The following is a 24,438-nucleotide window of genomic DNA, read 5'->3' as shown; positions in this document are numbered from 1 at the left end:
CTCCCTAGAGGGCAGCACGAACGGTTCCTTTAACCATTATACATATGACTACAAAATCATTATGTTGCAGTTGTTTACTTTACATACGTTCCGGTGCAGACACGCCCACCAGCTTCAGTACGTTGGCAATGGTCGTGCGGACCGCGCCAAACAACGCCAAGCGAGCTTGCGTTTGAGCGGCATCCTCCGTGATGACACGCTCTGCTTTATAGTAGCTGTGGAACATGGATGCCAGCTCGTAGACATAGCGAATCATACGATGCGGCGCAAAGTTTGCAGCTGCCACCGATACTTCCTCTGGCAACTCGCCAATTTTGCGCAACAAATCGTATTCATGCTCAGCCGTCAGCTTCGACAAGTCAACTTCTGCCAATGGCAGTACAGCAATACCCTGCTCTTCGGCTTGACGATATACGCTGCATGCACGTGCATGTGCATATTGCACGTAGAATACCGGATTCTCATTGGAGGTAGAAATCGCCAAATCCATATCAAAATCCAGATGCGAATCCATACTACGCATGGTGAAGAAGTAACGAATCGCGTCTACGCCCACTTCTTCCATCAGATCCTCCATCGTTACGGCCTTGCCAGTACGCTTGGACATTTTTACTTTTTCACCGTTTTGGAACAAGCTGACCATTTGGGCAATCAGTACTTTAAGCTTATCTGGGTCATTGCCCAGTGCTTCCATTGCGGCCTTCATCCGTGGAATATAGCCGTGGTGATCCGCTCCCCAGATGTTGATGATCGTGTCATACCCACGAGCATATTTGTCGCGGTGATAGGCGATATCCGGAGTCAGGTACGTATAAGTGCCGTCATTTTTGATCAATACGCGGTCTTTATCGTCACCATACTTAGTCGTGTTCAGCCAAGTAGCTCCGTCCTTATCATAAATTTCCTCACGGTCACGCAGCTCATTCAGTGCTTTAAGCACTTCACCGTTATCATACAGTGATGTTTCACTAAACCAGGAATCAAAAGGTACACGGAACCGCTCCAGATCACGCTTGATCTTATTCAGTTCCTTTTCCAGACCGTATTCACGGAAATAAGCGGCACGATCTCCTGGTTCCATAGACAACAAAGAATCGCCCTTCTCAGCCACCAGTTCCTTCGCAAACCCGATGATATCCTCACCATGGTATCCGTCCTCCGGCATCTCCGCAGGCTGTCCTAGCTCCTGCAAATAACGCGCTTCGATGGAACGGCTCATATTGTAAATCTGGTTCCCCGCATCATTAATGTAATATTCACGAGTGACTTGATATCCGGCAAAATCAAGCACATTACAGAGCGCATCCCCTACGGCTGCACCACGTGCATGGCCCAAGTGAAGACTCCCAGTCGGATTGGCGCTGACAAATTCGATCTGTACCTTTTTGCCCTCACCTACCTGTACACGACCGTAATCTGCTCCTTGCTCCTGTACTTGTCCGATCACTGCATAGAGGTAGCTCTTGTTCAGGCGAAAGTTAATAAAGCCTGGTCCCGCGATTTCCGCACTTTCAATAGAAGCGGAAGCTAAGTCCATATTCGCAATCAGATCTTCAGCGATTTGACGCGGATTCTTCTTCGCAATGCGAGTGAGCTGCATGGCTACGTTGGTAGCTAAGTCACCGTGTGACTTGTCCTTAGGTACCTCCAGCGTAATGGTCGGCAGCTCTTCGCGACCCACGATTCCAGCAGCCAGCACCGCTGCCTCGATTGCTGAGGTCACCTTTTGATTAATAAGTTCCAGTGGATTGCTTGTCATGATTGTTGCTCCTCCTGTATATGCAAACTGATGGCAAAATGCCCCGAGAAATCCTCAAATACGTATAGATCATAAGTCCAGCTCACTTGTCCGGTGAATCCATCCATCCGAATATCGAGCTTCTGCGTATGCGCAGACATGTTCAGGTTTAAATAAGGCGAGCGGTAAAATCCAGGCAACCTGCGTCCCAGCGCGAACGACTGCTCTGATTGTACCTCACCGTGACGAATCAGCTTTAGCTCATCCGGTCCGATCTTGACTGTGTTCCGTGTCGTACCGCCCTCAGGACTCTCTTGCGGCTCCTCGTACCTTATATATAGATGCTTCCCGCGAACGATTGCTTCTCCAGGAAGCTCCTGTACCACATCTTCTCCGTCATGATGACTATGAAGACGGATTCGAACCTTTGCATTGTGTGGCATGTGTTCAAACTCCATTCTATCGCTATCCTACTGTACTACTATATCCAGTTCCCGATTGCAATTCAAATGAGTTTTTACAAAAAGATGCTTTCGCCCTTAAAAAATTCAACTACTGTAGGTCAGCTACACTGGATGCCTGACTAAAACTTTCAATGAACCGGGAAGCCAAAGAAGACATGTATTTATCCTTCAACCAGACGGCAGCCACACGAGTGTGCAAATCTTCACACATAATTTCCTTAACAATTAAATGATTATTGCTGCCCAAAGACAATGCGGAGCTCGAAATCATGCCAATACCCAGCCCTTCGTTGGCCCAAAGAAGCGTGGTGCGGGCATCGTCATTTTTGCAAAAGTAGTTTGGCTCAAAGCCATGCTTCATACAGGTGTCGTGGATCAATTGCTCAAAACGACGATATACGATGAGTGGTCTGTTCTTCAGCTCAGCCAATGATATGCTCTTCTGTTCGGGACTCCAATCATGTTCTTCCGTCATCACTGCTACCATCGGCTCAGTGGACGCATATCTACACCCTAAATCAGTGGTATTAAAAGGAGTTCTGACGATACCGACCTCTACAATTCCTTTGTTCAGAAGATCGAGAATCCGGAAGGTATTTCCCTCATGTATTTCAAATTTTACACCCGCATAGGTTTTATGAAATTCGGAAAGCCTGTCTTTCATCAGGGTTGCCCCAGAGGAAGAAACCGTTCCAATGGTGAGCGTCCCCTTCATCCCCATGGCGAAATCGTTTATTTCCCTTGTCGTAGCATCCGTCAGCTCCAAAATCTGCTTGGCCCTGTTCCGTAAAATGATTCCCGCCTCTGTCAATTGAATGCTTCGTGAGCCTCGATGCACAAGCTTTACACCCAGCTCTTCCTCCAGCTGCATAAGCTGTTGACTTAAGGGAGGCTGTGCGATTTGCAGTTTTTTGGCTGCCGCTGTAATCTGTCCAGCGTCTGCAATCGCTAAAAAATACTTGAGATGTCTCAATTCCATCATGAACCTCCGGTCCTGATATATGTAAAACCTATATCTCTAATATATATTAAATATTATTCATATGGTTGGGGATATGCCATAATCATATTCAGATATGCAATTACAATAGAAAACTTTATACAATATTCAGGTTAGGTGATGGTTGATTTGCTGAAATTTGCTGTTTTTTTGAAACCCTATAAAAAGGAAACGATTCTTGGGCCTCTGTTTAAACTAATTGAGGCTATTCTGGAATTGTTGTTGCCTACTATGGTGGCTTTAATGATTAATCATGGCGTTGGTAAGGGAGACACCCATTATGTTTGGCAAATGGGTCTTTTAATGTTGCTCATGACTATACTGGGCTTTGGCAGTTCTCTAGTGTGCCAGTTTTACGCAGCCCGTGCTTCCCAAGGATTCGGAACCACACTGCGCAATACGATGTTTAAGCATATTTCATCGTTTTCTTATGCAGATCTCGATAAATTTGGTACGCCCTCTCTCATCAACCGAATTACGAATGATGTCAATCAGCTGCAAACAGCTGTAGCGATGTTGATTCGTCTGGTTATTCGTGCTCCTTTTATTTGTATCGGGGCGATCATCATGTCCATGATACTGGACTTCCGCCTTGCTTTGGTGCTGTTGGCGGCTACACCCGTTCTGGCTTTGATTCTGTATGTAGTCATTACGAAGGCTTCTCCGCTGTACCAGCTATACCAGAAAAAGCTCGATAAAATCGCTCTGGTGCTAAGCGAAAATCTCACAGGTGTAAGGGTTATCCGTGCATTTGCCAAAAGAGGAGCTGAACGAGTAAAGTTCAATACTGCCTCAGATGACCTGACCCAGACCGCTATTCGTGTCGGCCGTATTTCTGCTCTACTTAGCCCAGCCACCTTACTGGTGGTCAACGGAGCTATTATTGCCATTCTGTGGATCGGCGGTATCCATATCCAATATGGATCTCTTACACAAGGAGAGATTATTGCGTTTATTAATTACATTACGCAGATTTTACTGGCCCTGATTGTGGTGACGAATCTCATTATTCTGTTCACCAAGGCGGCCACTTCAGCCGCGAGAATTCAGGAGGTCCTAGACACGGAAGCTTCGATTTCCGATACTGCCAATTCTGCATCATTCGATCAGGGAAGAACGGGTAAAATCAGCCCAGTACCAGCCATCTCTTTTGATCATGTCTCCTTTGGCTACAATAAGACAGGACAACTGGCACTTAGCGATGTAGTCGTAGACATCTATCCCGGTGAAACGGTTGGAATCATAGGAGGAACAGGCTCGGGAAAATCCACCTTCGTGAATCTGATTCCCCGCTTCTATGATGCAGTAGAAGGTTGTGTACGTGTCGATGGCATCGACGTACGGCATTACAAGCTGGAGCAATTGCGGCAGAAAATCGGGATTGTTCCACAAAAGGCACTGCTGTTCACAGGGTCTATAGCGGATAATATCCGTTGGGGACATGAACATGCCACCGATGAGGAAGTCGCCCGGGCCGCCGCTATCGCGCAAGCGGATGAATTTATTTCTAACTTACCGGAAAAATTCGACGCCCCGATCATGCGAGGTGGACTTAATCTGTCAGGCGGCCAAAAGCAGCGACTTACCATTGCCAGAGCTATTGTAGGCAATCCGGAAATACTGATTTTGGATGATTCCTCAAGCGCACTTGATTTTGCAACTGATGCCGCCCTTCGGAAATCGCTTCGGGAAAATAGCACCCGCATGACTGTCCTGCTGGTCTCACAACGAGTAAGCAGTGTACAGCATGCCGATAAAATCATTGTATTTGATGAAGGCCGGATTGTCGGGATCGGCACACATGATCAGTTGATGAGCAGCTCGGAGGTATATCAGGAAATTAATCGCTCCCAGCTCTCAACGCAGGAGGTAGACCAATGAGTGGCAAGGAAACCTGGAGAAGATTGTTAACCTATGTGGGACAATATAAATCAACAACGTTTTGGGTCATCGTCAGTGCGATTCTCAGCGTGCTCGCCAGTCTGGTCGGACCCTATATGATTGGTCGGGCTATCGACCATATGGTGAATAAGGGAACGGTAGACTTTAGAGGTATTGCACAGATTTTAGCTGGACTAGGCGTTGTATATGTTGTAGGCAGTCTATTTAGTTGGCTGCTCACATATTTGACGAACCGCATTGCTTTTCAGACTGTAAATGATATGCGACGGGAGTTATTCGATCATTTTAATATCCTTCCGTTAAGCTTTCATGACAATCATCCGCAAGGAGATAGTATTAGCCGTTTTGTGAACGATATGGATGCCGTGTCGGATGGCTTGTTGCAGGGCTTTTCCACCTTGATCACCGGATTGATTACTATTGTTGGTTCGATTGTACTCATGCTGTATATCAGTCCAGTGATGACGCTGGTGGTATTAGTGTCTGCCCCCATCACATATGGCGTTGCACGGTTCATTACTACAAGATCGCAACGTATGTTCCGCGAACAGGCCAAAATTTTAGGAAGTCTGAACGGTTATGTGGAAGAAATGATTGGCGGACAGCGGGTAGTTACTGCCTTTCATTATGAAAATCGCTCGCTTGAGGAATTTTCCGCCCGAAACGAGCAATTGTATCAAGCGGGAGTTAAATCACAGTTTTATGGATCATTGTCCAATCCTTCTACCCGTTTGGTCAACAACATGACTTTTTCAGTCACCGCTATGATTGGCTGTATTTCGATCATTTTGGGTGGGATTTCGGTAGGCGGTTTATCGAGCTTTCTCATCTACACCAATTTGTTCGCCAAACCTTTTAATGAAATCACAGGGGTGCTGACTCAGTTTCAGGCTGCTACGGCTTCTGCTCAACGCATATTTGCTATTTTGGATTCGCCGCCGGAGCAACCGGAAAAATCGAACGCCGTACAGCTGGAGCGTAGCAAAGGCACGATTCTGTTTGATCATGTGAAATTTTCCTATAATCCGGAACGGACGCTCATCACGAACTTTAGTTTGGAGGTCAAGCCAGGCACCCGCGTAGCTATTGTTGGGCAGACTGGAGCAGGCAAAACCACACTCGTTAACCTGCTCATGCGCTTTTACGATGTGGACAGCGGTTCGATCTCCATCGATGGGGTGAATATCAACGATATGAGCCGGGACAGCCTGCGGACTAACTTTGGTATGGTGCTTCAGGATACATGGCTGTTCAGCGGAACGATTCGGGACAATATCGCTTACGGGAAGCCAGAGGCCACAGACGAAGAAGTTATCGCGGCTGCGACAGCTGCCAATGCGCATAGCTTTATCAAGCGCCTGCCTCATGGTTACGATACGGTCATCAGCGGGTCAGGCGACAGCCTGTCGCAAGGGCAAAAGCAGCTGCTCACCATCGCGAGAGTGATTCTCGTCGATCCACCTATGCTCATTCTGGATGAAGCAACCAGCAGCATAGACACCCTTACAGAAGCCCGTATCCAAAAGGCTTTTATGAAAATGATCGATGGACGCACCAGCTTCGTCATCGCCCACAGACTATCAACCATCCGCGAAGCGGATCTGATTTTATACATGAAAAACGGTGATGTCGTCGAAAGCGGTACCCATGAAGGACTGCTCGCAAGCGGCGGCCATTATGCCTCGCTTTATAACAGCCAGTTCACTACGGCCTAACATCGCAGTTATGGTAACAGGACGTTACGTTCGTAAAAAACGTTCTCCTTAAAAGTCGGTTGCTCTTATGCAACCGACTTTTTTGTTGTGGCACAGAAAGGAGCTATTGCTTATGTAATTCATATCCCTGCTCCCGTAGCGGTCGGATGATCAATCGGTTCGTCTTCCTGAAAATCACGCCGATACCACCAGCCGATCAGAACAGCAATGGTAGTCATAGCCGCAGCCAGCAAATACACCTGCACCATGCCGAATCGGTCAGCATACCAGCCCATGAATAATAAAGCCAGGCCAAAAGCGAGATTGGTAATTACATCAATCCCTGCCATCACTTTGGGTAGTTGGGCTGCCGGTGCACTGCTTTGTAGCAAGGTGCGGCGAATAATGCCCGCCATTTGAACAGGTAAGCCTGATACAGCAAAAAGAACAAGCGCAGCCACGGGAATGGTATTTAGCGCAAATACAATGGTAATCAGTACATACACCAGCAAAGCTCCGAGCATGTACAAAAAGCTGTTCTTTTGCAACCGTTTAACCAAGCCAACAACAATTAACCCACCCAAAATCGTGCCGGAGAAAAAGGACGCATTCATAAAGCCCCACCAGCTCTCATCACGATGCAACACTTGGCTGACGTACGCCAAAATAAATACACCGAGCCAGGAGACTCCCCCAATACTGTCCACGCTATCGACGATCATCAGAGAACGAATACGGCGGTTGTGCCAAATGATTTTCCAGCCTTCCCCAAGCTCTTTCCAATGGGAGCCTCTTTCCTTTTCCTTTGCGGGTTCTTCCGCATTTGTTGGGGAATTCGAAGCTTCAAGACCTAGGTGCTTCTGATCCAGCGGATCACGAATGAAGGACGTGACAGTTACAGCCACGAGATAACAACAGGAGGCAATTGCAAGCGTATTCAGGGAACCCAGCCAAGCCACAATAATTCCGCTTAATGCCCAGCCTGCACACCTTACCACCTGATCACTGACCGCTACCATGCCGTTGGCACGCATCAGTCCTTCACCCGTAGCCAAACGGGGTACAAGCGCATTACGCGCAGGATTGGTCCAGCCATCTAGGAAAGACATACCGAACACCATTACAAAAATAAACAGAAACGACCTCTGCTCAGGTACGATCCACAAATAAAGCAGCAGCAACGTAAAAATGACGAACTGCCCAAACTGGGAAAATAGAAGAACCTGCGTCAGCCGAAATCGACCGAGCACGATCGGTGCAACAAGCCCACTAAGCACTTGAGCTGACAACCGGAACAACGGGATTAAAATAGTCGTCATTAAGGAATTACTTGAACTGAACACCAACACCACCACACTCAACATATAGATGATATCTGCTGCGTTGGAGATCGTCTGAGACCCCAACAGGTAATAAAAAGAGCGTCTGATCAAAAAAGTTTCCCCCTCTTTGGTACATCGCCAATTTATGTATTTCCATAACCAAACCTCCCCTGTCGATTACAAATCTGTTAAATGTCTGGTTTTTTGTATGTTCTACACGCACCCTTAAATTTCCTTCTTTTATCTTAAAAGGAAATTCAGTGTCCACTATATTCTCATCCCTACTACGTTCTGATTTAACACAAAAAAAGCGTCTATAGCGCTCTTTTCGCTCTATACTGGCGATAAAGATCCCTACGACGCTTCTTAAAATGTTTACTTTGTTAAATCTTCCACAAATTTAGGCAGTACAAACGCTGCTTTGTGCAGACGCGGACTGTAATATCGAGTGTCCATCTCTGGAATTTGGTTCTCGTCCACTTCGAGCGGATCATATTTCTTGCTGCCCAATGTAAATGTCCATAGACCGCTTGGATAGGTTGGAATGTTTGCACCATACACACGCACAATCGGGAAAATCTCTTTTACATCTTTGTTGACCTTCTGAATCAGGTCAGCCTTGAACCAAGGATTATCCGTCTGCGCCACGAAAATGCCGTCTTCCTTCAGCGCCTCAAAAATACCTTGGTAAAACCCACGTTCGAACAGCGGCGCTGCCGGACCCACTGGCTCCGTCGAATCGACCATAATCACATCGTATTCATTTTTGTGTTCGATAATATGCATGTAACCATCATTGACCAGCACTTCCACATTAGGCTCGTCCAACTTCCCGGCAATTTCAGGTAAATATTTTTTAGAATATTCAATGACTTTACCGTCGATCTCAACCAATACAGCCTTTTCCACTTCAGGATGCTTGATGACCTCACGGATAACGCCGCCATCGCCGCCACCCACAACCAAAACCTTTTTCGGATTCGGATGTGTATTTAAGGCCGGATGCGCTACCATTTCGTGATATACAAACTCATCCTTAACCGTTGTCATCACCATGCCGTCCAGAACAAGCATATTGCCGAATTCCTCCGTCTCGATCATTGCCAGATCCTGAAAATCTGTTTTCTCAGAGACGTAGGTTTGTTTGATTTTTGCTGTAATGCCGAAAGAGGGAGTCTGCTTCTCCGTAAACCACAAGTCCATCATTCCAACCTTCTTTCTGATCAAAGTATGTGTCCGGCAATCCGGTAGCATAAACATGGACTTTCCCTTATAACTGCAACACGCAAACGCCGAGTTTGCTATATTTATTGTACCAAACACACTTGAATTTCACACTTTTTGCATTATAAGCGATACCTGAATGGACTGCAAAAGCATTTTTAGGGCTTAATCTTGTTTAAAATAGATACGTATGCGCATCTGATGAATAGACGCTTTCGGATTGACTATACTGAGAACATCAACTATGGAAGGAGGTGGCATGATGACCGATACTACCGGGCGGTCCTCCAAGCGTAAACCGCTTTGGCTTCGATGCTTTCAAGGGCTGATGTCTCTCACGATTCTGACGGTCATCGCCGCCTGCATTCTGCTCGCTTATTTGTACACAACCAGTCTTCCACTCGCCGATACAGATCGGAATTCACGTCTGCTCGATAGTCAGGGGCAAGTCATTGCTACCTTCTCTGCCGGAGGCAAGGAATCTATTCCTGTCCAGCTTGATCATATTTCGCCCGATTTAATAGCAGCTACACTGGCTGTGGAAGACCGGAAGTTTTACGATCATTTTGGCTTTGATTTCAAAGGCCTGGGCCGGGCAGTAATCGTTAATTTGACCCGCTGGGATATGTCACAGGGGGCCAGCACGCTGACTCAGCAGCTTGCGCGCAATCTGTACTTATCTCACGAGAAAACCTGGACGCGCAAGGCCAAAGAGGCCATCTATACTGCACAGCTTGAAATGAAGTATTCCAAGGATGAGCTGCTGCAAATGTATTTGAATGAAATTTACTATGGCCATGGGGCCTATGGCATTGAGGCGGCCTCGCAAATGTATTTCGGTAAATCCGCAAAGGATCTGGATTTGGCCGAAAGCGCCCTATTGGCAGGTATTCCGAAAGGACCGACCTACTATTCACCCTATAATCATATGAAAAACGCAAAGGATCGGCAGAAAATTGTACTGGACTCTATGGCACTCATCGGTAAAATTACACCAGCTGAAGCCAGCAAGGCCTATGAGGAAATACTGCCCTTGCGGCCCGAGAGCCAGCGTCGGACAGTGGAAGCCGCCCCCTGGTTTCGCGATTACGTTCGCCAACTAGCGACTCATCAACTTGGGATTGGCGAAGCGGTGCTTGAGCATGGCGGGCTAAGCATTTATACGACGCTGGACATGCACATGCAACAGGCAGCCGAGGCGGCTGTCAATGAGGGCATGAAGAACAGCAACGGACTGGAAACTGCATTAATCTCTATGGACCCGCGTAACGGACATGTCAAGGCTATGGTCGGCGGAACGAACTATGTAGGGAATCAATATAACCATGCGCTAGCCACAACCCGGCAGCCAGGCTCCTCTTTCAAGCCGATCATGTATCTCAGCGCGCTCGATTCCGGTGAATTGACAAGTACGTCTAAGTTCGAAAGCCGACCAACGTTGTTCCACTACGACAACAACCGTAAAACTTATAAGCCCAAAAATTTTGGAGACAAATATTGGGGCGAAATAGATCTACGGCGCGCCATTGCGGCGTCTGATAATATTTATGCCGTCAGCACCATTTTGCAGGTGGGAGCGGATAAGGTCATGGACCTCGCCAGCAAAATGGGCATTACGAGCGAGCTCAAGCCCGTGCCTTCGCTGGCATTAGGCGTGTCGCCCGTCAGCCCGTTCGAGATGGCCTCGGCCTTCTCGGTCATCAGCAGCGGCGGGCAAAAGGTGGCTCCGGTAGCGGTGCTGCGCATCACCGATGCGGCCGGACGATCGCTGTACGAAGCACCGCAGGCCGCACCTGTGCAGGTCGTGAAGCCCGCCTCCGCCTATGTCCTCACACGCCTCATGGAAGGCGTGTTTGAAGAAGGCGGCACCGGCAACCGGGTCGCGAAGCTGATCAAACGCCCGGTTGCCGGCAAGAGCGGCACGACCAACACGGACGCATGGATGGTCGGCTTCACCCCCGAGCTATCCACCGCTGTTTGGGTTGGATATGACAAAGGCAAGGCCATCAGCACGCAGGATGCCCGGCGGGCGGCACCGATTTTCGCACAATATACAGAAAAAGCGCTGGAGAATGTGCCGCCCAAAATCTTCCCGATCCCTGACGGCGTAGTCAGCGCCTATATTGATCCGGCCAGCGGCAAGCTGGCTGCGCCGGACAGTCCCGACAAGCGGCTGGAGGTATTCATTAGCGGTACCGAGCCAAAAGAGACCCTATCGGGTCAGAATAACCCACAGGCATCGGCACCTGCTGACCAAGCGGAACGGCAGGCCGAAAAAAAATCCTGGTGGGGCAATTTTAAGCGATGGTGGATGGAGTAATAGCAAAAAAAGACTGGGAAACGCCATGATGCGCTCTCCCAGTCTTTTTTATCTTTACTTCACTTATTTCATTCGCCCATTATAGCTCTCTTGCCAGTGCCATCAGCCATTCCCCAGTTAAGCCCCGTTCTTCCCTAAAGCTGCGCTATTACCAAAAACAACTAAACGACTCAATACGGTTGGTGTCTACACCATAGTAAAACCAGAAACGTCCACTCCACCGAAAACCCGCTACCGATGTTCTGCCTACAAAGACAGGGTACATCCAGAAACGCTCTCCGTTCGTCAGCCATACAAACGTATTGCGGTACAAACAACCGAAAATGGCTCCAGGGTCAACCGCAAATGTTGAAACTAGCGGCTTTGGTGGCGTAAATGGTGGTGGGGGGGAAGTTGGTGCTTGAGCTTGTTGCCCACCTTGCGGACCGAACGGCCCTTGCGGCGGCGGTGAGAAAGGCTGGGGCGAAAAGGGGCCTGGCCCTGGTGGCGGACCTACCGGAGACGGAAACGAATCCTGTATATCAGGAAATTGTGGAATCGAAGGACCTGACGGTGTGAATGGACCCGGAGTACCCGGTTGCGTTCCGAAAGGAACTTGTGGCAGTAAAGACATGTGTTTCACTCCTTGTGTTCTAGGCTGATGTATCCTATGCGGGACATCAGCCCGTGGACTGGGCGAATCCCTATATCACCGCCAAACTCCGTCATTTCGTCCTTTTATGCCAAAATTTCTTATATCTCAACCCGATTAACTCCCCGTCTGGACATGCTCCAGCTCAATTTCATGCACCATTTTGATCTCGATTCGTTTCCTAATCTCATCATACTGTTCCAGAAGCCGGTGCTCATACCCCAAATGTTCGTTCATCCAACCTATCATAGAGTCATCCTTATGCTCCATCGACCAGCTAAACAAATCGCTATAGATTTGAGCAAATGATTCCTCGTTACAGCGAGCGAACCGGATTGGCCGAGCTCTATAGCTGAGCTTTAGTTCCAACATTTCATATAACACATCCAAGCGGTACTCCAATGCCTGTACACCTGCTTTGAATACATCGTAGCTTTTTATATCCTGAATAAGCTCTCTAAAGGTCAACCCTACATGCTGCATAGCAATATAAGACCACACACAACTTCCCGTAGCCGTTCCATGAGCCTCCCAAAGCGGATTCCACAAAATAGATCGGATCGTATCCTTCTGCTTTTCTCCAAACAATGCAATTCCAGCAATAATTCCCGCATTACAGTCTACAGAAGCATGCCGCTCTCCCCAATGCACCAATCGCGGAACCATATCCTCAGTAGTACATTTAAAGCTCAGTAGAGGTAAGAATTCATTAAACAGATTTTGATTCACTGCTTTTTCCAATTCAGTTGCCAATCGTTCACGAAACGATTCGCATGGAAGATGTACGAGCCCCAAACAAGCATCCACGGATGCTGCCCCATAGGGCCCGTTCAACCATGCGACGAGATCAGCCGCAGCTTCCACATAACCCAAATAACCTAACACATGCAGCACACCATCAGGTATATGTTCCTGGGATGTCTGATTTCGAACGTAACGCTCGTACATATCCTGCGCCAGAGCAACATCTCCGCATCTCATGATCGGCCCAAGTAACAAACCCCTAACATAGTGATCAGGATCTTCTACAAAAAGCCAATATAACTCCCAAGCATCCTCCGCGGTTCCGTATTGGGCAACTACATCCGTATAGGCCGAAATAATGCTGGCGTCCAGTTTCCTGCCTGAACCCACCATCTCAATAAGCTTTGCTGTCGCATCTATCATCTGGTTTCCCCTTCCCAGTTATGCCTATCTTTCTTTATGAAGTACTTCTCTAATCATGAATATTTCTATTACTAAAGAGAAAAAATGTTATCATCTATAATCCACTCAAGGGAGCTGATCTGATGCAGGATTCTAGTCCAAAAATCACAACGTTTTTCATGTTCCCCGGTCAAGCAGAGGAAGCCATGCAATATTATACCTCTGTATTTAAGCCGTCTGGTATCATGAGCATTTTTCATCAGGAAGATGGGACCGTGTTACATGCCGTATTCAACCTCAAAGGGCAAACCTTTATGGCCATAGATTATAACCATCAGGACAAACACTCTTTTACTCCAGCTTTATCGCTATTCGTCACTTGTGATTCGGAAGAAGAAATTCATCGTGTGTTTGGTCAGCTATCTCAGGAAGGCCGAGTTTTGATGCCCCTTGAAGCCTCGCCCGTAAGCCAACAGTTTGGCTGGGTCGAAGATAAATACGGTGTTTCATGGCAATTGAATTTGGCAAAAGGGTAATCGACCTATTTTACTTAGCAATACACCATCCTGCATCTTTTTTTGGTATTATTACATGTAGTAGGTGCTAATAAAAGGATGTGTATTTATTGTATACTGCCGATTGTGAAAAATGTTTTGGTTTATGCTGTGTCGCCTTGCCTTATGCCAAATCTGCTGATTTTGCCTTTAACAAGGATGGAGGAACTCCCTGTCAACATCTAAATGCGGATTATCGCTGTGACATTCATAAGAACCTGAGGAATAAAGGCTTGCGAGGCTGTACAGTATATGATTGCTTTGGGGCAGGTCAAAGAATTTCCCAAGTTACATACAACGGAAAAAGCTGGCGAGACGACCCGGCAATAGCTGATGAAATGTTCAATCTATTTCCCATCATGCAGCAGCTTTATGAAATGCTCTATTACCTAAATGAAGCCCTCAGCTTACAAGAAACTCACTCCATCTATACCGAGTTACAAGAAGCAATGGCGAAAACCGAGCAGCTTACGGATCAAGATCCAAAATCCCTCATAGATCTTCATGTACCCACCCATAGGGCGCTAGTCAATGATTTACTTGTACAAACAAGTGAGTTAGTGCGAGAAAAATGTAAGAAAAACATGGAGAACCATAAACTGAGTAAAAAAATCAAAAGTAGAGACCTGATCGGTGCCAATTTAAGAGGCGCTAATCTGAGAGGTGCCAACCTGAGAGGCGTTCTACTGATTGCTGCTGACCTGCGAGAAGCTGATTTGAGCATGACTGACCTCATCGGGGCAGACTTTAGAGATGCTGATTTAAGTGGGGCTAATCTGGAGGGAAGTATCTTTCTTACACAAGCGCAATTAAATTCGGCTAAAGGCAATTGTAAGACCAGGCTGCCCTCGTCTCTAAGCGTTCCCAGCCATTGGCTGCATTAGTTTTATTCGTAAGCAACAATACTTACCTAAACGAAAAAGAAGTAGACCGCCCTCGACAAGGTACCGATCTACTTCTGATATTTTAATGTTCACCCCGTAACTTCACTCGTCCGGTGCATATGGCTCTGTGGTGCTTTCCTGATAAAACAGACTTGTTCCTTACATCCATAACGAATAGTAGATCCAGTATCCTCATAATAGCCCATATCTTCGAAATTCGCTGGCTTTGTGGCTTCAATAAGATTTAGCAAATCCTGCGCGACTTCTGCTATAGAGTCTTTCTCAGTATCTCCCCCTATAGCTGGACCACCCGGCCCCTCGTATGCAGTTAATATCCAGCTTTGCCCAGTCGAATTTGTTGCTTTAATTATGTACCCATATACGATTCCCCTAGTCTCCGGCTTAAAGCTGCATACTGCTCTGCGTTGGTGTCTGAAAATGCTTCTTCCCGGTTGGATTGTACATGCTGATACTGTGGAAGGCTTGAAAATTGTGACTCCGTAAAATCTATAATATCCTCACCGATTCGGTTGTAATAATGCCAGCCGCTGTCCAGCCATGTCTTCAAAATATCACCACCAAGCCTGTCCTGAACGACAAGCGCTGTGACACCACATTGTCCGGCGGCAGGATTCTTGGCTGTCCATTTAGAGCTAGACTCCAAAGACCAAGCCTGAAACAACGCCTTTTCTAATTTTAAAATACGGTTTGCATTCAATATACATTTCCCCTTTCACAACCATTCTACATTATCCTAAACTGGACTTACTTATTAAAAGAAAAGACCAACCAAGATCTCCTGGTTAGTCTTCTTCTACATATTTTACCTTTACATTCAAAGAATTTTTTCTATGAGCATGATAGTAGAAAACAAAAATGCTAACTATGCTTTCAAGTGAACTCTTAATACAGGTACATCTGGAGAAGCAGATGGATTATCCAGTATTTCGACATGGCTGATCATATCTTGCCCGTCTGGAACGATTACTGGAGTAATTACAGGTAATCCACCCTGTTGAATTGCATCTAGATCAAATTCCATCAATAATTGCCCTGCTTTAATGCTATCTCCTACTTGAACTTTAGGATTAAATCCCTGTCCTTTGAGGGAAACGGTATTAATGCCGACATGTATCAAAACTTGTACGCCAGATTCATGTTCAATAATGAGAGCGTGTTTGCTTTTCTCCATAACATGAGCAACTTTTCCCGCGAAAGGAGCGGTGACCCTACCCTCAGACGGATGAATAGCGATGCCATCCCCCATAGCTTTTGTCGAGAATGCAGGATCTGGAACCTCTTCCAGAGAAACCACTTTTCCTTTAACCGGCGCTACCATGTCGAATTGTTCAATACGGGGAGCCGCCTTCTTTTTCAACCATTTAAACATAACGATGCCACCTTATTTAGAGATTACATTCATAAACAGCGATAGGAAAAAACTTCATCTTTTTAGGAACCGGTTCCACGAATTAAATAAAAACTGGATTGAAACCGATTTCTATTTGAATTATAGTGAATGCCTTTCCATGATGTCAAGGCGATGATGTTCATAACTTACATGAAAAGGAAGTAGACTACTATTTTATTGTCCGGTACATATTTTATGAGGTCAGAAAACTAACAATTGAAGGCATCATAGAGCTTATATAGAGATTCCAATTCGGTTCTTCTTATAGGAAAAAGCAGCCTACAGTGGCTGCTTTTCTACAATACTGTTACTTCGTTAACGCTAGGCTTACCCTTCCAGCGCCTGCTTCAATTCCTCAGGCGAAGCGTCCCACCATTCCTGATTATGCGAAATCAGCAGGCTTCTGAGCGCTGCTTTATCTTCGCTGCCGAGATCATCCAGCATAAAACGGCGCTTGAGTGCATAATCCATACGATTAACATGATCGGCAAGAATTTTCCAGCCGCGTTTGGCTTCGTCGTCAATCAGCATCTCGCAGGCCGTCGCGCCACCATACATACGTCCTTCGGGCGTACGGTCCACAGCTACCCATACCAGCCATACCTGGCGTCCGTTCGGTACGTCCTCTTTATTCGTAGAGAACTTGATTCCACGTTCTACTTTACTTTTGGCATGCATGGCACCGACATCAATTTTCGCCTCTCCGCGGTCAATGATGACCGGGGACATGCTGTTCAGGTCGATTGAGCCTGCGCCGAAGCCCTTATGTTTACTCTTGCCACTGACAATATTCAGTGCAATCTGCTTTTTGCCGTCCGGTTGATTTTCACTCATGCGTCACTAGACCTCCAATTTCCGTCTTCACACTCATTCTACACTATAAATATTTTAACTAATAATCTCCCGAAAGCAAACATATACATGCTGTAGATGCTTGTCAACGGGAGGTATCCATTGTATGACCCCAGCACGCACCAAAATCGTTTTATTGTCCACACTAGCCCTCGGACTCCTCGCAGGGACGTTATGGTTTGCCTGGCAACCCCAATCGCAATCCGTCTCTCAGTCCGCAGGCAAACCACTATACGGCTCCGAGTCTGAGTCTGCGCTTGCGCCAAATATGGGCAAGCCTCTAGGGGCCAACATCATGCCCGATCTGCCCAAGAACCCTCCACAGCCCGCTTCGGAAATTCTCAGCAAACGGGTGGTGGAATATCACATTGATGTATCTCTGGAAAAAGGACGGGTTTTGCGAGGCACTGAGACACTGACCTGGAGGCATCCGGGTAAGAAAACTGTGAATGATCTGTATCTTCATCTATACCCGAATGCCTTCTCTTCCATGGAAACCACCTTTATGAAGGAATCCGGCGGAAAGCTGCGCGGAGACACCATGCCTAAGGACGGCTTTGGCTCCATGACGCTGACCGAACTAAAAACAGAAGACGGTTTATCTCTCATGCACCGCACTCAATATGTACAACCAGATGACGGTAACGCAAGCGACCGTTCGCTCATAAAGGTGCGTCTACCCAAACCGGTACGGGGTGGCGAAGAAATCACACTATATATGAAGTTTGAAGTCAAACTGCCTGGCATTTTTGCTCGTATGGGTGCGACAGATGATTTTGTAATGGCTGGACAGTGGTTTCCAAAGCTCAGCGTCTATGAGACTGCAGGACAACGTGGACGCGCCGAAGAGGGCTGGAACCTCCATCAGTACCATGGCAACTCCGAGTTCTATGCCGACTTTGGAATTTACAGTATACGGATTCGGGTGCCTGAAACACACATCGTAGCAGCGACCGGTTTTCCCACCCGTGGTGCAGTACGACAGAACGGCCAGAAAATATATCAATTTTATGCCGATGATGTACACGATTTTGCCTGGTCTGCTTCACCCAACTTTGTAGCCGTAGAAGAACCCTTCTCTTCTACTGAGGTTCCTGGTGTCAAAATCAAGCTCTATCTGGACCCGTCCCATAAGGAACTCAAAGGACGTTACATGAGCGCAGCCAAGGCTGCCCTTTCGTACTACAGCAAATGGTACGGGCCTTATCCATATTCCACTCTATCCATCGTCGTTCCACCCAAAACAGGCAGTGGAGCCGGCGGCATGGAATATCCGACACTCATCACGGCCGCAGCTGCGGACCAACTGAATCCTGGCTATAATCTGGAACGGACGCTGGTTCATGAAATTGGGCATCAATATTTCTACGGAATGGTAGCCAACAATGAATTTGAGGAGCCTTGGCTGGATGAAGGCTTCACCTCCTATGCAGAGGAACGGCTCATGGAACAAGAGTATGGGCTTACCCCCAACTTGCCATTACAATCGGGACAGGTAGCTTCCCCACAGCCGCTAAACCGTGAGTCCTGGAAGTATGGATCGGCAGCTGAGTATGCGCAAAATGCCTATTCACGAGGTAAATTAGTACTACGAGGTATTGAGCGTCAGGTGGGTATGAAAAAAATGGACCGGATTATGCGGACCTACGTCCAGACTTATCGATTCAAGCATCCGACCTCACAGGATTTTCAACATGTCGTGGAGAGAGTGACCGGACGATCATGGAGCCACTATTTTGAACAATATGTATATGACGGCCAGATGGCGGACTTTTCAGTCGATCGCATCATGAACCACAAGCTGGAGAATGGATACGAAGCAGTCGTGACGCTCAGCAAAAAAGGAGCAGATTATCCCAAAATACCTGTTCAATTTACCTTCAAGGATGGCTCAACGATATTCAAGGCATGGGATGGTGCGGGCAAAAGTACAACTTTCCGACTCAAAAGCGCTTCCCCCGTGTCCTATGTGACTGTAGATCCTCTATACACTATTGCACTGGAGAACAAGCATATTAATAATAGCCTGAAGGCTGAATTGGATGAAAAACAACAAACCCGTTGGAGTGTAAGTGTAACCAAGCTGTTGGAGACACTGCTTGGAAGTCTGTCATGGTGAGGTGTCTATAGATGCGGACTGTTATAAAAGAAGGCTGGGCGCTGGTACGCATACGCTTTTATATCGTTATCATTTTATTTCTGTATCGTCTGCTGTGGGGAGTATTTCTCTATAGGCTGGTACAGTCTGCCGTTATCCCGCTGCTGCTACGTTATCCTGATCAGAGCCAAAACGAACTGGGAAAGACCTTGTTTTGGATGGAGGGCCAGATCGCCTTGATGGACAGCCGGGAAGTACATGTGTACTTGTGGATATTACTAGGGGCGACCGTACTGCGCATACTAATCACTCCCTTCATTAGAGCTGGCATATATCAAAGCCTGCATACCGATGCGTCTGAACCGCAAAGCCTGTCCTTCTTCAAGGGGATGAAACGCCACGGTATGTCATCGCTATTGTATTACATCATCGAGTTGGGTTTGCTGCTGCTTCCCGCCTTTTGGGTGGTACCGAGACTCTATCCTATTGTAGTAGGAACGTTGCAATCTTCCTCTTACCTGCTACATTTGTTGCCCTATGCCATGGGGTGGATAGCTTACGGTTGGGTCATTCGGCAGTGCATCCTGTATATGCAGTTGGGCACTGTCAGTGGTCACACCATACTATCCTCCCTGCTCGCCTTCTTTCGCCAGCTTCTTCCGGCTGTTGGTGTATCCCTGTTGCTCGGTACTTGTGTGTTGCTAGTTTTCGGTCTATTTGGCACCGTGGCGATGATTTGGACGGGTATGTTGGCACTGATTCTCCAGCAATCGTATCATTTTGTTACCAGTCTGGTCAGGCTGTGGCATATCAGTTCGCAGTATCGGCTATGGCACATCGATATCTCCAGCAGAGGCTAACCTCTCACAATATGCTCTCTCCTGTATTTTCAGCTGTCGAAAAAACTTTTTTCTTTCCCGTGCAAACAGCACATAACTGAATACTGTTAACAGAATCTGTTCCTGGAGCGTTAGGAACAGATTTTTTTTGTAACTTTTTGCGATGAAACATTTGCCAAAGCCTGCTGTCTTTGTTACAATAATCGCAGTGAACTGATAGTAACAACTTTGTAATCTTTATTGTAACCTTTATCTTAAAAACATCGTTGTCGTGAATACTGCTCTCCAAGGTGCACATCTTAAGTTAAGCCTAATTCCTGGCACCTAGGAAGCGGGGGAACCAGTTTGGGTGAATTGATCTCGCAACAGAGTGGTCATAGGGGAACCTTCTACCGAATCCTTAAGCTAACCTCGCAGGCATTGGAAGGGGTATATTTTTTTTGAAGAAGAAGCTAACGATCGCAGCCATGGGTCTCGCCATTGCCTTTACATCTTTTACATTCGGTGGCAGCAGTGCATTTGCAGACTCTAAGATGGACCAGGTCATCCAAGATGCCAAAGGAACGAACTACAGAAGCGGAGGCACTACACTCGAGGGATTCGATTGCTCCGGCTTCACAATGTATGTATTCAACAAACTGGGAATTAAACTGCCGCATCAATCTGGATCACAATTCAAAATGGGTTCTTCTGTATCCCGCGATGAAATGAGACCAGGCGACCTGGTGTTCTTCAACACCACAGGAAGAGGCGTTTCCCATGTAGGTATCTTCGTAGGTGAAGGGAAATTCGCCCACTCCTCGACTTCACGTGGTGTAGTAGTTAGCTCACTGAACGAAAATTATTACGCTAACCGTTATGTCGGTGCAAAAAGAATTATGAGCACAGACGCTTACCATTCTGTAGCTTCAGATATTCCTGATGACGACAACGTAGAATAACTACCGCACAGCAAGCTAACCCTATTCGCAATTTGATTCTGGCCGGAATCGAATTGCGGTTTTTTATGTCCACTACATCAGCAATGATTATCATTACTGACGAACTGACACCTCAAAAGGTTTCAATTTTAGCGAACATCGTCGGTTTTACCGTCACCGCTGGGGGAGCATATGAGCAGTAAATCCTTCTTATTGAATGTATACCCGACTTAGGTACGAAATAAACACGCTTGCCATTCTCCTACAACTTGTCTACAATCTGTGGTTAATGATTGAAGTACCTGCATAAGGAGGAATGGAAAAGTGCCGGCCTCAATATCCAACTACCGGATCGTACCGATGGACGAGCATCAAGCGGCTGAAATCTGTGAGTGGCGCTATGATCCCCCCTACAACATATACGGCTGGCTTCCCTGGGAACAAATGAAGGCACTTGAAGTCGAATTTGGAAGTCCCACGCTTCGCCAAGAGCAATATGTTGCGGTCCTGGACGAAGAGAATGAGCTGACGGGATTTGCTCAATATTTCCCTATGGTCGGTGTGACCCGGCTGGGTCTTGGAATGCATCCCGAAAGATGCGGACATGGCACAGGCTCCGATTTTGTCCGGGCCATTGCCGAGGAAGCCAGACGACGTCATCCGCAGAATGAAATTGACCTAGAGGTTCTCACTTGGAATCAGCGGGCTATCCGAGCCTACAAGGCAGCTGGATTTGAGCTGACGGATACCTATGAACGCCAGACTCCAGATGGCAGAAAACCATTCCATTGTATGGTATATCGTCCTGAACAACAGAATCGGGTTCTATAAATAAGAGCGCCTTCACTATACAACCGCGATGTTGTATAACGAAGGCGCTCTTCATATATACGACAGATCATTACAAACTCAATGACTGCTGCGCATTTTTTCGAAAGCTTCATTATATTGTTGGGCTTCCTTAATATCTACGGCCATAATACCGCCATCGTCCCAGGAGGTCAAACGCAGAGTCACGGTCTTGTAATCAATCGTAATAAATGGATGGTGATTAAATGCCTCAGATATAGCGGCAACTTCATCCACGAAGGCAATTCCTTTCATAAAACTGGAAAAATTATATTTCCGAACGATCCAACGTCCTTCCTCCAGTTCCCAGCCCTCCAGCTTCTCCAGATGTGCTTCAATCTCTTCTTGTGTAAAAGGCATGTTACGAACTCCTCCCCGTTTATACGGAAGCCTTTCAGCCGCTTAGATGCGGCCAAAACTACGATATATTGGTGTACATATTACCACGGCCCCGTTGATAAATCCATAAGACGGCCATCAAATCAATGGGACTGACGTCAGCTCCTCATCCCCGATGAGTACATAGATCCGGTGCTGCTCCGGCTCATAAATCACAACACCGCTGCCTACAGTGATTATAGGTTCTGTGCCCAGTGCATAAAATAAGTCTTCTGCCAAAGCCTCATTGACTTCCTGGCACCCCGCTGGGTCCAGCCTGTCCCAATCTTCTGCTTCCATTTCAAAAAATTCATAGCTATCTGGAATGCGTCCCACAGCCTCTGTCAAATCGTTCAAAATTTGTTCATACTCGCGCCCATGCTTTACTCCCATGCTATTTCCTCCAGTGGTTCAGCGATTCAATACATAATCACTTTATTATACCGGAAATTCGCCCTTAACAAAAAAGAGAGTTTTGTCGATAAATACTATAATCCGTCTCATAATGACGCGCTTGGGGCAAGGACGACCCATGCGGCATGAAAGGATTCAAAATCTATTCTCATGGATGAGGTGTATCATGCAAATTACAACCATTATTGGACTTGTGCTCGGGCTTTTGTCACTGGTCGTCGGGATGATCCTGAAGGGCGCGCCAGTCGTCAATCTGGTCAATAATCCCGCTGCTTACATGATTATTTTCGTCGGAACAGCAGCAAGTATATTCATGGCGTTTCCGATGGATGACATGAAACGGGTGCCAAAGCTGTTTAAAATTATTTTCACCCAGCAGAAATTGCTGGATCGCAAGGAGCTTATCGGTACATTTACCGAATGGGCATCCATTACCCGTCGTGAAGGTCTGCTCGCGCTGGAATCCAAGGTCGAAGAGATCGACGATCCCTTTATGCGCGGCGGTATGCGTATGATTATCGATGGTAATGATCAGGAGTTCGTACGCGATGTTCTGATGGAAGACATTAACGCTACCGAAGATAGACACCGCGCAGGCGCACTAATTTTCTCCCAAGCCGGTATGTACGCTCCAACACTCGGGGTACTCGGTGCGGTTGTAGGTCTGATTGCCGCTCTAGCCGACCTTAGTGACATGGAAAAACTGTCCCATGCCATTGCGGCCGCCTTTATTGCAACGTTGCTCGGTATTTTTACAGGTTATGTCCTATGGCATCCAATGTCCAACAAGCTGAAACGGCTATCCAAAAAAGAAGTGGAACTTAAGTTAATGATGGTCGAAGGTCTGCTTTCGATTCAATCCGGTATCTCGACGATTGCCATCAGCCAAAAGCTAGCAATCTTCCTAACTCCAACCGAACGGGCTTCGATGACCCAGAAGGATGGCGATTCCAGTGAGTAAAAAGAGACATGAACCGCATGAAGAGCATGCTGACGAAAGCTGGCTGTTGCCATATTCCGACTTAATGACCCTTCTGTTGGCTCTTTTCATTGTCTTATTCGGTATGAGCTCGCTCGATGCCAAAAAATTTGAAACTATGGCTCAATCCTTGAGTTCAGCTTTTAGTGGTGGTACTGGCGTGCTGGATCACTCGGCCGCGAATCCGTCGTCACAATCTATGGATATGGGCAAAAATAAAGAAGAGGTATCGCAACCTTTAAAATCGAAAGCCACTTCTACCTCTGATCTGCAGAAGCAACTCGCCCAGCGGGAAGAAGAAGATTTAAAGAAGCTTAAAAAACAAATGGATCAGTATATTCAAAATAACGGCCTGTCCACTCTACTGAACACCAAGCTGAACCAATCCCAGCTGATGATCACCATTAGTGATAATGCCCTGTTTTCATCCGGGCAGGCCGAAGTAAAGCCAGAAGCGAGAAAGCTAGCCAAATCCATTTCCAGCATGCTCCAGCAGTTTCCTGGTTATGATGTTATCGTATCCGGTCATACCGACAATGTACCTATTTCCAATAGTCAGTTCCCGTCCAACTTTGATTTGAGTGCCAAGCGCTCGCTCAATTTCTTGCGTATTTTGCTGCTCAATCCGCAGCTCGATCCTACCAAGTTTGTATCCATCGGATATGGCGAGTATCGACCATTGGCAAGCAATCAGACTGGAGAAGGACGCGCCAAAAACCGTCGTGTCGAAATTTCCGTTCTTCGCAAATATCAGAACGGTACACAAGTTATTAGTCCTACCTCAAGCTCGAATGAAGGTTGATCATGAATATGTTATAT

23 protein-coding genes and 1 riboswitch are annotated in these 24,438 nt (G+C 46.9%); of the genes, 11 read left to right on the top strand and 12 right to left on the bottom strand.

Features of this window, described 5'->3' with window-relative positions; all coding sequences use genetic code 11:
- Positions 1-79 precede the first annotated feature (79 nt).
- The 3 genes from argS to ACH59B_RS00610 form a co-directional block, all read right to left on the bottom strand.
- On the bottom strand, positions 80-1,759 hold the full coding sequence (gene argS / locus ACH59B_RS00620; RefSeq protein WP_016818563.1) for an arginine--tRNA ligase: 1,680 nt from the start codon (positions 1,757-1,759) through the stop codon (positions 80-82).
- Entirely contained in the window at positions 1,756-2,196 is a 441-nt protein-coding gene (locus tag ACH59B_RS00615; RefSeq protein ID WP_016818562.1) for a DUF1934 domain-containing protein, read from the bottom strand. Before ACH59B_RS00615 ends, argS begins: the two co-directional genes overlap by 4 nt.
- 94 nt (positions 2,197-2,290) lie before the next feature.
- The gene (locus tag ACH59B_RS00610; RefSeq protein WP_016818561.1) at positions 2,291-3,181 is read right to left on the bottom strand and encodes a LysR family transcriptional regulator; all 891 of its coding nucleotides are present in this window, start codon (positions 3,179-3,181) and stop codon (positions 2,291-2,293) included.
- Positions 3,182-3,331: 150 nt separating this feature from the next.
- Between ACH59B_RS00610 and ACH59B_RS00605 the strand changes: the two genes are divergently transcribed.
- The gene (locus tag ACH59B_RS00605; protein WP_019685770.1) at positions 3,332-5,083 is read left to right on the top strand and encodes an ABC transporter ATP-binding protein; all 1,752 of its coding nucleotides are present in this window, start codon (positions 3,332-3,334) and stop codon (positions 5,081-5,083) included.
- Positions 5,080-6,819, top strand: coding sequence for an ABC transporter ATP-binding protein (locus ACH59B_RS00600; RefSeq protein WP_017427233.1), 1,740 nt, complete (start codon positions 5,080-5,082; stop codon positions 6,817-6,819). Before ACH59B_RS00605 ends, ACH59B_RS00600 begins: the two co-directional genes overlap by 4 nt.
- Positions 6,820-6,938: 119 nt before the next feature.
- Here ACH59B_RS00600 and ACH59B_RS00595 read toward each other — a convergent pair whose 3' ends face one another.
- Both ACH59B_RS00595 and speE read right to left on the bottom strand, forming a co-directional pair.
- Positions 6,939-8,231 (bottom strand): MFS transporter, encoded by a 1,293-nt coding sequence (locus tag ACH59B_RS00595; protein WP_016818558.1) that lies wholly within the window; start codon positions 8,229-8,231, stop codon positions 6,939-6,941.
- 264 nt (positions 8,232-8,495) lie between these two features.
- A complete protein-coding gene (speE, locus tag ACH59B_RS00590; protein ID WP_017427232.1) occupies positions 8,496-9,323 on the bottom strand; it encodes a polyamine aminopropyltransferase in 828 nt (275 codons plus the stop codon).
- Positions 9,324-9,606: 283 nt separating this feature from the next.
- On the opposite strand from speE, the gene ACH59B_RS00585 reads away from it, so the two are divergent.
- Positions 9,607-11,664 (top strand): transglycosylase domain-containing protein, encoded by a 2,058-nt coding sequence (locus ACH59B_RS00585; RefSeq protein ID WP_102999266.1) that lies wholly within the window; start codon positions 9,607-9,609, stop codon positions 11,662-11,664.
- 148 nt (positions 11,665-11,812) lie between these two features.
- Here ACH59B_RS00585 and ACH59B_RS00580 read toward each other — a convergent pair whose 3' ends face one another.
- On the bottom strand, positions 11,813-12,277 hold the full coding sequence (locus tag ACH59B_RS00580) for a transporter (protein ID WP_174821185.1): 465 nt from the start codon (positions 12,275-12,277) through the stop codon (positions 11,813-11,815).
- A gap of 135 nt (positions 12,278-12,412) precedes the next feature.
- The gene (locus ACH59B_RS00575; RefSeq protein ID WP_102999265.1) at positions 12,413-13,462 is read right to left on the bottom strand and encodes a hypothetical protein; all 1,050 of its coding nucleotides are present in this window, start codon (positions 13,460-13,462) and stop codon (positions 12,413-12,415) included.
- 122 nt (positions 13,463-13,584) lie between these two features.
- Between ACH59B_RS00575 and ACH59B_RS00570 the strand changes: the two genes are divergently transcribed.
- A complete protein-coding gene (locus ACH59B_RS00570) occupies positions 13,585-13,977 on the top strand; it encodes a VOC family protein (protein WP_016818553.1) in 393 nt (130 codons plus the stop codon).
- A gap of 89 nt (positions 13,978-14,066) precedes the next feature.
- Positions 14,067-14,879, top strand: coding sequence for a pentapeptide repeat-containing protein (locus ACH59B_RS00565; protein ID WP_016818552.1), 813 nt, complete (start codon positions 14,067-14,069; stop codon positions 14,877-14,879).
- Between the two features lie 367 nt (positions 14,880-15,246).
- Here the strand turns inward: ACH59B_RS00565 and ACH59B_RS00560 are convergent, their stop codons facing one another.
- The 3 genes from ACH59B_RS00560 to ACH59B_RS00550 all read right to left on the bottom strand — a co-directional run bounded on the left by ACH59B_RS00560 (position 15,247) and on the right by ACH59B_RS00550 (position 17,124).
- Complete coding sequence (locus tag ACH59B_RS00560; RefSeq protein WP_016818551.1) at positions 15,247-15,597, bottom strand: hypothetical protein; 351 nt, start codon at positions 15,595-15,597, stop codon at positions 15,247-15,249.
- Between the two features lie 165 nt (positions 15,598-15,762).
- A complete protein-coding gene (locus ACH59B_RS00555; protein WP_016818550.1) occupies positions 15,763-16,269 on the bottom strand; it encodes a PTS glucose transporter subunit IIA in 507 nt (168 codons plus the stop codon).
- Between the two features lie 348 nt (positions 16,270-16,617).
- Positions 16,618-17,124 carry a YwhD family protein gene (locus ACH59B_RS00550; RefSeq protein ID WP_016818549.1) on the bottom strand — a complete coding sequence of 169 codons (507 nt, stop codon included), beginning with the start codon at positions 17,122-17,124 and terminating at the stop codon, positions 16,618-16,620.
- A gap of 124 nt (positions 17,125-17,248) precedes the next feature.
- Between ACH59B_RS00550 and ACH59B_RS00545 the strand changes: the two genes are divergently transcribed.
- The 4 genes from ACH59B_RS00545 (at position 17,249) to ACH59B_RS00530 (ending at position 21,830) form a co-directional block, all read left to right on the top strand.
- On the top strand, positions 17,249-19,261 hold the full coding sequence (locus ACH59B_RS00545) for a M1 family metallopeptidase (RefSeq protein WP_025363672.1): 2,013 nt from the start codon (positions 17,249-17,251) through the stop codon (positions 19,259-19,261).
- 11 nt (positions 19,262-19,272) lie between these two features.
- The gene (locus ACH59B_RS00540) at positions 19,273-20,100 is read left to right on the top strand and encodes a hypothetical protein (RefSeq protein ID WP_017427227.1); all 828 of its coding nucleotides are present in this window, start codon (positions 19,273-19,275) and stop codon (positions 20,098-20,100) included.
- 276 nt (positions 20,101-20,376) lie between these two features.
- Positions 20,377-20,514, top strand: a riboswitch (cyclic di-AMP (ydaO/yuaA leader).
- Positions 20,515-20,519: 5 nt separating this feature from the next.
- Positions 20,520-21,020 carry a C40 family peptidase gene (locus tag ACH59B_RS00535; RefSeq protein WP_016818546.1) on the top strand — a complete coding sequence of 167 codons (501 nt, stop codon included), beginning with the start codon at positions 20,520-20,522 and terminating at the stop codon, positions 21,018-21,020.
- A 303-nt stretch (positions 21,021-21,323) separates the two neighbouring features.
- A complete protein-coding gene (locus ACH59B_RS00530; RefSeq protein ID WP_016818545.1) occupies positions 21,324-21,830 on the top strand; it encodes a GNAT family N-acetyltransferase in 507 nt (168 codons plus the stop codon).
- A gap of 78 nt (positions 21,831-21,908) precedes the next feature.
- Here ACH59B_RS00530 and ACH59B_RS00525 read toward each other — a convergent pair whose 3' ends face one another.
- Both ACH59B_RS00525 and ACH59B_RS00520 read right to left on the bottom strand, forming a co-directional pair.
- Positions 21,909-22,208 (bottom strand): 4a-hydroxytetrahydrobiopterin dehydratase, encoded by a 300-nt coding sequence (locus ACH59B_RS00525; protein ID WP_007428083.1) that lies wholly within the window; start codon positions 22,206-22,208, stop codon positions 21,909-21,911.
- A 117-nt stretch (positions 22,209-22,325) separates the two neighbouring features.
- Positions 22,326-22,619: a hypothetical protein gene (locus ACH59B_RS00520; RefSeq protein WP_016818544.1), complete on the bottom strand. Its 294-nt coding sequence runs from the start codon at positions 22,617-22,619 to the stop codon at positions 22,326-22,328.
- Positions 22,620-22,806: 187 nt separating this feature from the next.
- On the opposite strand from ACH59B_RS00520, the gene motA reads away from it, so the two are divergent.
- Together motA and motB are read left to right on the top strand one after the other, a co-directional pair.
- Positions 22,807-23,601, top strand: a complete 795-nt coding sequence (motA, locus tag ACH59B_RS00515; protein ID WP_013368736.1) for a flagellar motor stator protein MotA — start codon at positions 22,807-22,809, stop codon at positions 23,599-23,601.
- The gene (gene motB / locus ACH59B_RS00510; protein WP_016818543.1) at positions 23,594-24,421 is read left to right on the top strand and encodes a flagellar motor protein MotB; all 828 of its coding nucleotides are present in this window, start codon (positions 23,594-23,596) and stop codon (positions 24,419-24,421) included. Before motA ends, motB begins: the two co-directional genes overlap by 8 nt.
- Positions 24,422-24,438: the final 17 nt, after the last annotated feature.

The sequence above is a fragment of the Paenibacillus sp. DP01 genome (genome assembly GCF_044784315.1).
GTDB classification, from domain to species: Bacteria; Bacillota; Bacilli; order Paenibacillales; family Paenibacillaceae; genus Paenibacillus; species Paenibacillus polymyxa.
The sequence above is the reverse complement of the archived record's forward strand: the minus strand, read 5'-3'. Positions and strand labels throughout refer to the sequence as shown.

Coding starts and splice junctions, on each gene's coding strand:
- argS (WP_016818563.1), bottom strand. CDS start 1,759: ATGACAAGCAATCCACTGGAACTTATTAATCAAAAGGTGACCTCAGCA.
- ACH59B_RS00615 (WP_016818562.1), bottom strand. CDS start 2,196: ATGGAGTTTGAACACATGCCACACAATGCAAAGGTTCGAATCCGTCTT.
- ACH59B_RS00610 (WP_016818561.1), bottom strand. CDS start 3,181: ATGGAATTGAGACATCTCAAGTATTTTTTAGCGATTGCAGACGCTGGA.
- ACH59B_RS00600 (WP_017427233.1), top strand. CDS start 5,080: ATGAGTGGCAAGGAAACCTGGAGAAGATTGTTAACCTATGTGGGACAA.
- speE (WP_017427232.1), bottom strand. CDS start 9,323: ATGGACTTGTGGTTTACGGAGAAGCAGACTCCCTCTTTCGGCATTACA.
- ACH59B_RS00585 (WP_102999266.1), top strand. CDS start 9,607: ATGACCGATACTACCGGGCGGTCCTCCAAGCGTAAACCGCTTTGGCTT.
- ACH59B_RS00580 (WP_174821185.1), bottom strand. CDS start 12,277: ATGTCTTTACTGCCACAAGTTCCTTTCGGAACGCAACCGGGTACTCCG.
- ACH59B_RS00575 (WP_102999265.1), bottom strand. CDS start 13,462: ATGATAGATGCGACAGCAAAGCTTATTGAGATGGTGGGTTCAGGCAGG.
- ACH59B_RS00570 (WP_016818553.1), top strand. CDS start 13,585: ATGCAGGATTCTAGTCCAAAAATCACAACGTTTTTCATGTTCCCCGGT.
- ACH59B_RS00555 (WP_016818550.1), bottom strand. CDS start 16,269: ATGTTTAAATGGTTGAAAAAGAAGGCGGCTCCCCGTATTGAACAATTC.
- ACH59B_RS00550 (WP_016818549.1), bottom strand. CDS start 17,124: ATGAGTGAAAATCAACCGGACGGCAAAAAGCAGATTGCACTGAATATT.
- ACH59B_RS00545 (WP_025363672.1), top strand. CDS start 17,249: ATGACCCCAGCACGCACCAAAATCGTTTTATTGTCCACACTAGCCCTC.
- ACH59B_RS00540 (WP_017427227.1), top strand. CDS start 19,273: ATGCGGACTGTTATAAAAGAAGGCTGGGCGCTGGTACGCATACGCTTT.
- ACH59B_RS00525 (WP_007428083.1), bottom strand. CDS start 22,208: ATGCCTTTTACACAAGAAGAGATTGAAGCACATCTGGAGAAGCTGGAG.
- ACH59B_RS00520 (WP_016818544.1), bottom strand. CDS start 22,619: ATGGGAGTAAAGCATGGGCGCGAGTATGAACAAATTTTGAACGATTTG.
- motA (WP_013368736.1), top strand. CDS start 22,807: ATGCAAATTACAACCATTATTGGACTTGTGCTCGGGCTTTTGTCACTG.